Origin of the sequence: Klebsiella sp. K5-306, from assembly GCF_051835185.1 — a bacterium.
Classification (GTDB): Bacteria; Pseudomonadota; Gammaproteobacteria; order Enterobacterales; family Enterobacteriaceae; genus Klebsiella; species Klebsiella oxytoca.
The window spans coordinates 215,506-227,002 of sequence record NZ_JAIFJY010000009.1 but is presented as its reverse complement, the minus strand read 5'-3'; the positions used below and the strand labels follow the sequence as shown (position 1 = coordinate 227,002).

At 59.2% G+C, this 11,497-nt stretch carries 9 protein-coding genes; 5 read left to right on the top strand and 4 right to left on the bottom strand.

Annotated elements, in window-relative coordinates; translation table 11 throughout:
* Nucleotides 1-11: 11 nt before the first annotated feature.
* The 4 genes from paaK to K2184_RS15840 all read left to right on the top strand — a co-directional run bounded on the left by paaK (nt 12) and on the right by K2184_RS15840 (nt 3,563).
* Nucleotides 12-1,328 (top strand): phenylacetate--CoA ligase PaaK, encoded by a 1,317-nt coding sequence (gene paaK / locus K2184_RS15855; protein ID WP_004101693.1) that lies wholly within the window; start codon nt 12-14, stop codon nt 1,326-1,328.
* Between the two features lie 285 nt (nt 1,329-1,613).
* Nucleotides 1,614-2,540, top strand: coding sequence for a phenylacetic acid degradation operon negative regulatory protein PaaX (gene paaX, locus K2184_RS15850; protein WP_024274100.1), 927 nt, complete (start codon nt 1,614-1,616; stop codon nt 2,538-2,540).
* 9 nt (nt 2,541-2,549) lie between these two features.
* A complete protein-coding gene (gene paaY / locus K2184_RS15845) occupies nt 2,550-3,146 on the top strand; it encodes a phenylacetic acid degradation protein PaaY (RefSeq protein WP_004101697.1) in 597 nt (198 codons plus the stop codon).
* A gap of 9 nt (nt 3,147-3,155) precedes the next feature.
* A complete protein-coding gene (locus tag K2184_RS15840) occupies nt 3,156-3,563 on the top strand; it encodes a GFA family protein (RefSeq protein WP_163525562.1) in 408 nt (135 codons plus the stop codon).
* Between the two features lie 37 nt (nt 3,564-3,600).
* Here K2184_RS15840 and azoR read toward each other — a convergent pair whose 3' ends face one another.
* Complete coding sequence (gene azoR / locus K2184_RS15835) at nt 3,601-4,194, bottom strand: FMN-dependent NADH-azoreductase (protein ID WP_439237762.1); 594 nt, start codon at nt 4,192-4,194, stop codon at nt 3,601-3,603.
* Nucleotides 4,195-4,398: 204 nt separating this feature from the next.
* Here azoR and hrpA point away from each other — a divergent pair, with 204 nt between their 5' ends.
* Nucleotides 4,399-8,301, top strand: a complete 3,903-nt coding sequence (hrpA, locus tag K2184_RS15830) for an ATP-dependent RNA helicase HrpA (RefSeq protein WP_023320875.1) — start codon at nt 4,399-4,401, stop codon at nt 8,299-8,301.
* Between the two features lie 48 nt (nt 8,302-8,349).
* On the opposite strand, the gene K2184_RS15825 is transcribed toward hrpA, so the two are convergent.
* The 3 genes from K2184_RS15825 to K2184_RS15815 are packed head-to-tail and all read right to left on the bottom strand — an operon-like array spanning nt 8,350 to nt 11,486.
* On the bottom strand, nt 8,350-9,009 hold the full coding sequence (locus K2184_RS15825; RefSeq protein ID WP_163525564.1) for an O-methyltransferase: 660 nt from the start codon (nt 9,007-9,009) through the stop codon (nt 8,350-8,352).
* A gap of 15 nt (nt 9,010-9,024) precedes the next feature.
* Nucleotides 9,025-10,404, bottom strand: a complete 1,380-nt coding sequence (locus K2184_RS15820; protein ID WP_163525566.1) for an efflux transporter outer membrane subunit — start codon at nt 10,402-10,404, stop codon at nt 9,025-9,027.
* Entirely contained in the window at nt 10,401-11,486 is a 1,086-nt protein-coding gene (locus K2184_RS15815; RefSeq protein ID WP_163525568.1) for an HlyD family secretion protein, read from the bottom strand. Before K2184_RS15815 ends, K2184_RS15820 begins: the two co-directional genes overlap by 4 nt.
* Nucleotides 11,487-11,497 lie beyond the last annotated feature (11 nt).

The window sequence follows — 11,497 nt, the reverse complement described above, 5'->3', positions numbered from 1 at the left end:
TACCCTACAAAATGACAACGATAACTCAATTAGACCCGATTGAAACCGCATCGCGCGACGAGCTACAGGCCCTGCAAACCCAGCGTCTGAAGTGGACCCTTAAGCATGCGTATGAGAACGTGCCGATGTATCGCCGTAAATTTGATGCGGCGGGCGTTCATCCTGACGATTTTCACGAACTGAGCGATCTGAGTAAGTTTCCCTGTACCACCAAACAGGATCTGCGCGACAACTATCCGTTTGATACTTTTGCGGTGCCGATGGAGCAGGTGGTGCGCATCCATGCGTCTTCGGGCACCACCGGCAAGCCGACGGTGGTGGGCTATACGCAAAACGATATTGATAACTGGGCCAATATTGTCGCACGCTCCCTGCGCGCGGCGGGCGGGACGGCGAAAGACAAAATTCATGTTGCCTATGGTTACGGGCTGTTTACCGGCGGTCTCGGCGCTCACTACGGCGCGGAGCGTTTAGGCGCGACGGTCATTCCCATGTCCGGCGGGCAGACCGAAAAACAAGCTCAGCTAATCCGCGATTTTCAGCCGGATATGATCATGGTCACTCCGTCCTATTGTCTGAACCTGATTGAAGAGCTGGAACGCCAGATGGGCGGCGACGCCAGCGGCTGCTCCCTGCGGGTGGGCGTGTTCGGCGCGGAGCCGTGGACCCATGCGATGCGGGCGGAAATCGAGCGCCGACTGGGTATTTCGGCGCTGGATATCTACGGTCTGTCGGAGGTGATGGGGCCGGGGGTGGCGATGGAGTGTCTGGAGACCGCCGACGGTCCGACGATCTGGGAAGACCATTTCTACCCTGAAGTGGTGAATCCGGACAACGGTACGCCGCTGACGGACGGCGAACACGGCGAGCTGCTGTTCACTACCCTGACCAAAGAAGCGCTGCCGGTGATCCGCTATCGCACCCGCGACCTGACGCGTCTGCTGCCGGGCACCGCCCGTACCATGCGTCGGATGGATCGCATTAGCGGACGCAGCGACGATATGCTGATTATTCGCGGCGTAAACGTCTTCCCGTCGCAGCTGGAAGAGGAGATCCTCAAGTTCGAACATCTGGCGCCGCACTATCAGCTGGAAGTTAATCGCCGGGGCCATCTTGATTCACTTTCGGTGCGCGTGGAGCTAAAAGAGAGCGGTCTGGCGCTGAACCACGAGCAGCGCTGTCAGATTTGCCATCAGTTGCGTCATCGGATCAAGTCGATGGTGGGGATCTCGACCGATATCAGCATCGTCAACTGCGGTAGCATCCCGCGTTCCGAGGGCAAGGCCTGTCGCGTATTCGACCTGCGCAAGGTTGCCGCTAACGGATAACGTTTTCTCCCGGAGGCGGCGCATTGCGCCTGTCCGGGCTACACGACGACACAACTCCCTGGCCCGGACAGGGGTAGCCCGGGTAAGGCGTTTACGCCGCGACCCGGGGAGTGTGCCGGGATTGATGTATCAGCTCGTCCTCTTCCCGGCTTGCGCTGTGCTTAGCCGGGCTATGTGTTTATCGCCGTCTGCGGGCCGGTAGCCCGGACAGGTGCGCCAGCACCGCCTCCGGGATTTCCTGTGCTATGATTCAAAAAGGACAAAAATAACAACAGAATGAATCAGATGAGTAAACTCGATACCTTTATTCAACAGGCCACGGAAACGATGCCCATCAGTGGAACCTCGCTTATTGCTTCTTTATACGGCGACGCCTTGCTCCAACGCGGTGGGGAGGTCTGGCTCGGCAGCGTAGCGGCGCTGCTGGAAGGGCTGGGCTTCGGCGAACGATTCGTGCGTACTGCGCTGTTCCGCCTGAATAAAGAAGAGTGGCTCGACGTGGTGCGTATTGGCCGCCGAAGCTTCTACCGTCTCAGCGACAAAGGCCTGCGCTTGACTCGCCGCGCCGAACATAAAATCTATCGCGCCAGCGCCCCGGAATGGGACGGCACCTGGCTACTGCTACTGTCGGAAGGGCTTGAGAAGAGCACGCTGGCGGAGGTCAAAAAACAGCTGCTATGGCAGGGATTTGGCGCGCTGGCGCCGAGCCTGCTGGCTTCACCGTCGCAAAAGCTGGCGGATGTGCAATCTCTGCTGCACGACGCGGGCGTGGCGGAAAATGTCATCTGCTTCGAAGCCCACTCCCCGCTGGCGCTCTCCCGGGCGGCGCTGCGCGCCCGCGTTGAAGAGTGCTGGCATCTCACCGAACAGAACGCGATGTATGAGACGTTTATCAATTTGTTTCGTCCTCTGCTGCCGCTGCTTCGCGACTGCGAGCCCGCAGAACTGACGCCCGAACGCTGCTTTCACATTCAACTACTGCTGATTCACTTCTACCGCCGGGTGGTGCTTAAGGATCCGCTGCTGCCCGAAGAACTGCTCCCTGCACACTGGGCCGGGCAAACCGCGCGCCAGCTGTGCATCAATATTTATCAACGCGTTGCGCCCGGCGCGCTGGCCTTCGTCGGCGAGAAGGGCGAAAGCTCGGTGGGGGAACTTCCCGCGCCGGGGCCGCTCTATTTCCAGCGTTTCGGCGGACTGTCGGGCGTATAAGGAGGCACCATGCCCATTTATCAGATTGACGGTATGACGCCGGTTGTACCGGACGAAAGCTATGTTCATCCCACCGCCGTGCTGATTGGCGACGTGATCCTCGGCAAAGGGGTCTACGTCGGGCCTAACGCCAGCCTGCGCGGCGATTTTGGCCGTATCGTGGTGAAAGATGGCGCTAACATCCAGGACAATTGCGTGATGCACGGTTTTCCCGGCCAGGATACGGTCGTGGAGGAGGAGGGACATATCGGCCACGGCGCGATTCTGCACGGCTGTACCATCGGCCGCAACGCGCTGGTGGGGATGAGCGCGGTGATTATTGACGGTGCCAGGATTGGGGAGAATAGCATTGTCGGCGCCTCAGCCTTTGTGAAAGCCAACGCCGAAATGCCCGCCAACCATCTGATTGTCGGCAGTCCGGCCAAAGCCATCCGCGCGTTAAGCGAACAGGAGCTGGCCTGGAAAAAGCAGGGAACGCGGGAGTATCAGATGCTGGTGGAGCGCTGCAAGCAGACGCTGCATCAGGTGGAACCGCTAAAAGAAGCCGAGCCGGACAGAAAGCGTCTCGTCTTTGACGAGAATTTACGGCCAAAGTCATCGTCCTGAGGGGAAAACATGGCAGAAAAATTATCCGCTCAATGCCACTGCGGCGCGGTGGCGTTTACCGTTGAACTCAGCGATGGCTTCAACACCGCTCGACGCTGCAACTGTTCATTTTGCCGGATGCGGGGAGCGGTTACGGTCTCCGCGCCGCTTTCAGGAATCGATATCTTACGCGGGCGGGAGAAGCTCACGGAGTATCGCTTTAACACCGGTGAAGCCGTGCACTTTTTCTGCTCGGTATGCGGGATTTACACTTTCCATCAGCGGCGTTCAAATCCGCAGCAGTACGGGGTGAATGTGGCGTGCATTCCAGGCGTGTCGCCCTTCGATTTTCCCTGCTTAGAGGTCAACGATGGCGTGAATCATCCGAAAGATGGCGGCGGGGGCGTAATGGGGTATTTGCGCTACGAGAAAAAGTGAAACTCTCCTCCCGCCGGGAAGCAGGAGGAGGCAAACCTTATGCGGCAACGACGCTGTCGATAGCGGCTTTCGCATCAGACTGCGCTTTCGCTGCGACTTCCGGACCGTAAGCGATGCCTTCAGCAAAGACGAAGTTCACGTCGGTGATGCCGATAAAACCGAGGAAAGTAGAGAGATACGGGGTCACCAGATCGGTCGGGGTATCTTTATGGATACCGCCGCGGCTGGTGACGACCACCGCACGTTTTCCTTTTACCAGACCTTCTGGCCCTTTCTCGGTGTAGCGGAAGGTGACGCCAGCGCGAGCCACCAGGTCGAAGTAGTTTTTCAGCTGAGTCGGAATGTTGAAGTTGTACATCGGCGCCGCAATAACAATCACATCGTTCGCCTGCAGTTCAGCGATCAGTTCGTCGGACAGCGCCAGCGCTTCCTGCTGACGCGGCGTCAGCGGCGCATCGCTCGGACGCAGGGCGCCAACCAGTACCGGGATCGGATTTGCAGCCAGGTCGCGCACGGTAATAACGTCTTGCGCGTGTTTTTCACGCCATTGTTCAACAAAATAGTCGGACAGCTGACCAGATTGCGAGTACCCTGCCAGAATACTGGATTTGAGAACTAATACTTTGCTCATGGGTGTTTCCTTTTTTAATGTGATTGACGGGCCTGTGCCCTGGTGCTTGATGACACTGTATTCACAATCATGTCACAGAGAAAGCGCAATAAATCGAACTCTGTATTCAGTTTTTTTGAACAAGGCACGAAATGCGCGGATGTGGTACTCTAGCGCAATATTTCATAAGAGATTTTTCCCGGCAGTGCACTGCCCGATAACGCTATGACAGAACAACAAAAATTCACCTTCTCACAGCTCTTTACGCAGCTGGATGGCCTGATGCTGCGCGATAAGTCGCGCTTTGCCCGTCGCCTGCACGGCGTGAAGAAGGTTAAAAATCCTGATGCCCAACAGGCCATTCTGCAGGAGATGGCGCAAGAAATTGAACAGGCGGCAGGGAGAGTCCTGCTGCGCGAAGCCGCGCGGCCAGCGATTTCCTATCCGGATAACCTGCCGGTTAGCCAGAAAAAACAAGCGATCCTCGAAGCCGTGCGCGATCACCAGGTGGTGATTGTGGCGGGGGAAACCGGGTCGGGGAAAACCACCCAGTTGCCGAAAATTTGCATGGAGCTGGGACGCGGCGTTAAAGGCTTAATCGGCCATACCCAGCCGCGTCGTCTGGCCGCGCGTACCGTTGCCAACCGTATTGCCGAGGAGCTGCAAACGGAACCAGGCGGCTGCATCGGTTACAAAGTTCGCTTCAGCGACCACGTCAGCGACAATACGATGGTTAAGCTGATGACCGACGGTATTCTGCTGGCGGAAATCCAGCAGGATCGGCTACTGATGCAGTACGACACCATCATCATCGATGAAGCGCACGAACGCAGCCTGAATATCGACTTCCTGCTCGGCTATTTGCGGGAACTGCTGCCGCGTCGCCCGGATCTGAAAATCATCATTACCTCAGCGACCATCGACCCGGAACGCTTCTCGCGCCACTTTAACAACGCGCCGATTATCGAAGTGTCCGGACGAACCTTCCCGGTTGAGGTGCGCTATCGGCCCATCGTTGAGGACGCCGATGACACCGAACGCGATCAACTGCAGGCGATCTTTGACGCCGTTGACGAGCTGGGACGTGAAAGCGCTGGCGATATCCTCATTTTTATGAGCGGCGAGCGGGAAATTCGCGATACCGCCGATGCGCTTAACAAGCTGAATCTGCGCCACACCGAGGTGCTGCCGCTGTATGCGCGGCTCTCCAATAGCGAGCAGAACCGCGTGTTCCAGGCCCATAGCGGGCGGCGAATTGTGCTGGCGACCAACGTCGCGGAAACCTCGCTGACCGTACCGGGCATTAAGTACGTTATCGACCCCGGTACCGCGCGCATCAGCCGCTACAGCTTCCGGACCAAAGTGCAGCGTCTGCCGATTGAGCCGGTTTCTCAGGCGTCGGCTAACCAGCGTAAAGGCCGCTGCGGCCGCGTATCTGACGGGATCTGCATTCGTCTTTATTCAGAAGACGACTTCCTGTCGCGCCCGGAATTTACCGATCCGGAGATTCTGCGCACCAACCTGGCGTCGGTTATCCTGCAAATGACCGCGCTCGGACTCGGCGATATTGCCGCTTTCCCGTTCGTTGAAGCGCCGGATAAACGCAATATTCAGGACGGCGTGCGTCTGCTGGAAGAGCTGGGGGCGATTACCACTGACGAACAGCAGACCGCCTATAAGCTGACGCCGATGGGGCGCCAGCTCAGCCAGCTGCCGGTGGACCCGCGTCTGGCGCGAATGGTGCTGGAGGCGCAAAAACACGGCTGCGTGCGCGAGGCGATGATTATCACCTCGGCGCTCTCTATTCAGGACCCGCGCGAGCGGCCAATGGATAAGCAGCAAGCTTCCGATGAGAAGCATCGCCGCTTCCACGATAAAGAGTCCGACTTCATGGCGTTCGTCAACCTGTGGAACTACCTGGGCGAGCAGCAAAAAGCGCTCTCCTCGAACCAGTTCCGCCGCCAGTGTCGGGTCGATTTTCTCAACTACCTGCGCGTGCGCGAGTGGCAGGATATCTACACTCAGCTGCGTCAGGTCGTTAAAGAGCTCGGCCTGCCGGTGAATAGCGAACCGGCAGAGTATCGCGAAATTCACACCGCGCTGCTGACCGGTTTGCTGTCGCACATTGGTATGAAAGATACCGATAAGCAGGAATACACCGGCGCGCGCAACGCTCGCTTCTCTATCTTCCCCGGCTCCGGGCTGTTTAAAAAGCCGCCGAAATGGACGATGGTCGCCGAGCTGGTGGAAACCAGCCGCCTGTGGGGGCGTATCGCCGCACGCATAGAGCCGGAATGGGTCGAGCCGGTCGCTCAGCACTTGCTCAAACGTTCTTACAGCGAACCGCACTGGGAGCGCGCGCAGGGCGCGGTGATGGCGACGGAGAAGGTCACCGTTTACGGTCTGCCTATCGTCGCGGCCCGTAAGGTCAACTACAGCCAGATTGACCCGGCGCTGTGCCGCGAACTGTTTATCCGCCATGCGCTGGTGGAGGGCGACTGGCAGACCCGCCACGCCTTCTTCCGTGACAACCTGAAGCTGCGCAACGAGATTGAAGAGCTGGAGCATAAGTCGCGCCGCCGCGACATTCTTGTCGACGACGAAACGCTGTTTGAGTTCTACGACCAGCGCATCAGCCATGACGTCATCTCCGCTCGCCACTTCGATAAATGGTGGAAGCAGGCCAGTCGCGAGACGCCGGATTTGCTTAACTTTGAAAAAAGTATGCTGATTAAAGAAGGCGCGGAGCAGGTCAGTAAGCTGGACTATCCGAACTTCTGGCACCAGGGCAATCTGAAGCTGCGTTTGACCTATCAGTTCGAGCCGGGCGCAGATGCCGACGGCGTGACGGTGCATATTCCGCTGCCGCTGCTCAACCAGGTGGAAGAGGCCGGGTTTGAGTGGCAGATCCCCGGTCTGCGCCGGGAGCTGATTATCGCCCTGATTAAATCGCTGCCGAAGCCGGTGCGCCGCAATTTTGTCCCGGCGCCAAACTACGCGGAAGCGTTTCTCGGCCGCGCGACGCCGCTGGAGCTGCCGCTGCTGGATTCCCTTGAGCGCGAACTGCGGCGGATGACCGGCGTGACTATTGACCGCGAGGCCTGGCAGTGGGATCAGGTGCCCGATCACCTGAAAATCACTTTCCGGGTGGTGGACGACAAAAATAAGAAGCTACAGGAAGGGCGCTCGCTGCAGGATCTGAAAGATGCCCTGAAAGGCAAGGTACAGGAGACGCTGTCCGCAGTCGCCGATGACGGTATAGAGCAGAGCGGGCTACATATCTGGAGCTTTGGCCGCCTGCCGGAGAGCTACGAGCAGAAGCGCGGCAACTATAAAGTTAAGGCCTGGCCGGCTCTGGTGGACGAACGCGACAGCGTGGCCATCAAGCTGTTTGATAATCCGCTCGAGCAGCAGCAGGAGATGTGGCGCGGCCTGCGCCGCCTGCTGCTGTTGAATATCCCATCGCCGATTAAATATCTGCATGAGAAGCTGCCGAATAAAGCCAAGCTGGGGCTCTATTTCAACCCCTACGGCAAGGTGCTGGATCTGATCGATGACTGTATCTCCTGCGGCGTCGATAAGCTGATCGATGAAGCGGGTGGCCCGGTGTGGAGCGAGGAGGGCTTTGCCGCGCTGCATGAAAAAGTGCGCGCTGAGCTCAACGAGACGGTGGTGGAGATCGCCAAACAGGTTGAGCAGATCCTGACCGCGGTGTTCAACATCAACAAACGCCTGAAAGGTCGCGTCGATATGACCATGGCGCTGGGGCTGTCGGATATTAAATCGCAGATGAGTGGGCTGGTGTATCGCGGCTTCGTCACCGGCAACGGCTTCCGCCGCCTGGGCGATACGCTGCGCTATCTGCAGGCGATTGAAAAACGGCTGGAGAAAATGGCGATCGACCCGCACCGCGACCGCGTGCAGATGCTGAAGGTGGAGAGCGTGCAGCAGGCGTGGCAGCAGTGGCTGAATAAGCTACCGCCCAATCGTCGCCAGGATGAGGACGTGCAGGAGATTCGCTGGATGATTGAAGAGCTGCGCGTCAGCCTGTTCGCCCAGCAGCTCGGCACGCCTTATCCGATTTCCGACAAGCGGGTGCTGCAGGCAATGGAGCAGATTACGGCCTGAGCCGCTGCATTCCCCGGTGGCGCAGGCTGCCGGGGAAAGCTGTTGGCGTCAGGCGTTCACCCACGCGAGGGTGAACCCGTCCCAACCTTTGCTGCCCACGGTTTGCAGGGCCGTTACCGTCAGGCGCGGGTCGCTGCCCATCATCGCAATAAACTCCCTGACGCCCTGAACGCGGTCATCTGCGCTATGCGGATCGGTCACTTCGCCGTCGCGCACCACGTTATCGCCAATGATCAGCGTCCCCGGGCGAGAGTAGCGCAAAGCCCAGCGCAGATAGTTTGGGTTATTCGGCTTATCCGCATCGATAAAGATCAGATCAAACGGCGGATGGTCGCCCAGCTTCTCCAGCGTGGCCAGCGCCGGGCCTTCCCGCACCTCAACGAGCTTATCCACGCCCGCCATGCGCAGGTTCTCGCGCGCCACGGCGGCATGGTGCGCATCGGCCTCCAGGGTGACTAATTCGCCATCGGCAGGCAATTCCCGGGCCATCCAGATGGTGCTGTAGCCGCCGAGCGTGCCAATCTCGAGGAGGCGTCTGGCACCTGTCATGCGCACCAGCAGGGCCAGAAACTGCCCCTGATTGGCGGCAACATCGATGGCCGGAAGCCCGGCGCGCTGGTTATTTTCCAGAACCTGGTTGAGCAAGGGATCGTTGGGGATTAACGCTTCCACCAGATAATTATCTACTGCCGACCACTGTTGTTGCATGTCAGATTTCCCGTATTACATCCCTGATGAATCAGACCAGCCGCCTCCCAGCGACCGGTACAAATCGACTTGCGCCAGCAGCAGATTGTTTTTCACCTGCACCACGCTGAGCTGGGTGGAAAACAGCGTACGCTGGGCGTCCAGGACGTCAAGATAGGATGAGTAGCCGTTGCGATAACGGTTTTGGGCAATGCGCAGCGTCTCCCGGGCTACGTCCTCCTGGGCCTGCAGCTCCGTCAGCTGCTCCCCGTAGCGACCAATAGCATCAAGGCTGTCATTGACCTCCTTAAACGCGCCGCGCACCGTTTTTTCGTAGCTATACAACGCCTGATTGCGCTGGGCCATCGACACGTCTACCTGGGCATTCAGCGCCTGGCGGTTGAGCAGCGGCGCCAGGATGCTGCCGCCAAGGCTCCATAAGCGTAGCGGATTATCCAGCAGGTCGGGCAGAGTGCGATCCTGCATGCTGCCGGTGGCGGTAAGGTTGATGGACGGCAGCAGCTGCGCCTGCGATGACGCCAGCGTGGCGTCGGCGGCCACCAGCTGACGCTGAGCCTGAACGATATCCGGGCGGCGATTGAGCAGGGTTGACGGCAGCTGGGACGGTAGCGACAGCGGCGTCAGCTGGGCAAAGGCGTTGCGCTTAACGGCGCCAGGATTAGCGCCGAGCAGCAGGCTGAGCGCGTTTTCCTGCTGGGCGATTTGGTGTTGCAGCGACGGAATTTGCGCCCGCGTCGAGCGCAGTTCGGAATCCGCCTGCATCAGTTCGAGGCGCGATGTATAGCCGGTCTCGAACTGACGTTTCGCCAGATTAAAGGCATCTTCCCGCGCTTTGAGCGTTTGTTGCGTTACCCGCAGCTGTTCGTCCAGCGAGAGCAGAGTGACATAGCCTGTCGCCACCGAAGAGGCGACGGTCAGGTTCGCCGCCGCGGCGGCGGCTTTTTGCGCCGCCAGACTGGCCTCCGCCGCGCTGGCGGCGCTGCGGTTAGCGCCCCAGATATCAACATCGTAGCTGGCGGTTAGCGCGCCTTTATACACCGTACTGTGGATCGGCAGACCGGTGGCGGCCGACTGCGACCGCGCGCGGGTACCGGTCAGGCCGGCGTCTAGTGAAGGAAAGAGGCTGCTGTCGGCGGCGTAGACCCGCGCCTGGTACTCGTTGACCCGTTCGCGGGCAATCAGCACGTCGCTGTTGTAGCGTAGCGCCTGGTCGACGTATTGATTAAGCGTACTGTCGTGAAAATTGCGCCACCACACGCCCTCGACCGGGCTGGCGGGGCCGATATCCGTGCGCCAGGCGGCGGGAATATGCAGCGTCGGCGCGGCCTGTGGGATATCAGCTGACTGGCAGCCAACCAGCGCAAGAATAACGGCGAGGGTGAGCGGACGAATCATCGCGTCTCCTCCTCGCGGGTGTCGATGGTGACCTGCACCGACATCCCCGGCCGCAGGTGCTGGCTGTTTTTCTGCCCCTCATCCACGGCGATGCGTACCGGAATGCGCTGGGCAATTTTGACGAAGTTGCCGGTGGCGTTGTCCGGCGAAATGGCGCTGAACTCAACCCCGGTGGCCGGGGAGATGCTCTGCACCGTACCGGTGAATTTCTCGCTGTTCAGCGCATCAACGGTAAAGGTTACCGGCTGCCCGACGCGGACCTCCGCCAGCTGCGTCTCTTTGAGGTTAGCGATCAGCCAGTGCTGTGGCGGTACCAGCGAGGTCAAATGCGTCCCGGCGGTCACGTAGGCGCCAAGGCGCACTGATATTTGCCCCAGCTGACCATCGGCGGGGGCGATAATGCGGGTATTCTGGAGGTCGATCTGCGCCAGTTCCAGCGCGGCCCTCGCACTGGCGACGTCGGCCAGCAGCGAATCCCGATTAACAATTGTCGATTGCAGATCCTGGCGCGACATTTCCAGCGTCGCTTTGGCCTGCTCGATATCCGCAGTCCCCTGCGCCGCGCTGGCGCGGGCGGAATCGCGTTCGCGGATCGAGAGCGAACCGTCGGCGGTCAGCTCCTGAACGCGTTTTAAATCCGCCTGGGTTTTCAGACTTTGCGCGCGGGCGTTTTGCAGCGCCGCTTCGTTACGTACGATGACCGCCTCGGCGCTTTTGCGCTGCTGCAGATTGTTCTTGAGCGCCGCCTCTTTCATCGCCAGCGTGGCTTCCGCCTGATGTACGCGCTGTTTATAGATGCGATCGTCGATCTGAAACAGCACATCGCCGGCTTTCACCTGATTAAAATCCTGAACCTTGACCTCGGTAATATAGCCGTTGACCTGCGGGCTGATAAACGTGGTTTGCCCGCGAACGTAGGCGTTATCGGTAAACTGGCTTTGCCGGGTAAACGGCGGCAGCTGCCAGGCGTAAAGAATAACCAGAACGCCGACAATACCAATTGCCGCGGCGGTAAAAATAGAGACCACGCGAATATTATTACGGGTGTTGGCCTGTTGTTTGGCCGCATCCTGCTGACTCATAATGACTCCAG

Bases quoted from the DNA above. Each gene is read 5' to 3' on its own strand.
- K2184_RS15815 (WP_163525568.1), bottom strand. From the start codon at position 11,486: ATGAGTCAGCAGGATGCGGCCAAACAACAGGCCAACACCCGTAATAAT.
- hrpA (WP_023320875.1), top strand. From the start codon at position 4,399: ATGACAGAACAACAAAAATTCACCTTCTCACAGCTCTTTACGCAGCTG.
- paaY (WP_004101697.1), top strand. From the start codon at position 2,550: ATGCCCATTTATCAGATTGACGGTATGACGCCGGTTGTACCGGACGAA.
- K2184_RS15820 (WP_163525566.1), bottom strand. From the start codon at position 10,404: ATGATTCGTCCGCTCACCCTCGCCGTTATTCTTGCGCTGGTTGGCTGC.
- paaK (WP_004101693.1), top strand. From the start codon at position 12: ATGACAACGATAACTCAATTAGACCCGATTGAAACCGCATCGCGCGAC.
- K2184_RS15840 (WP_163525562.1), top strand. From the start codon at position 3,156: ATGGCAGAAAAATTATCCGCTCAATGCCACTGCGGCGCGGTGGCGTTT.
- azoR (WP_439237762.1), bottom strand. From the start codon at position 4,194: ATGAGCAAAGTATTAGTTCTCAAATCCAGTATTCTGGCAGGGTACTCG.
- paaX (WP_024274100.1), top strand. From the start codon at position 1,614: ATGAGTAAACTCGATACCTTTATTCAACAGGCCACGGAAACGATGCCC.
- K2184_RS15825 (WP_163525564.1), bottom strand. From the start codon at position 9,009: ATGCAACAACAGTGGTCGGCAGTAGATAATTATCTGGTGGAAGCGTTA.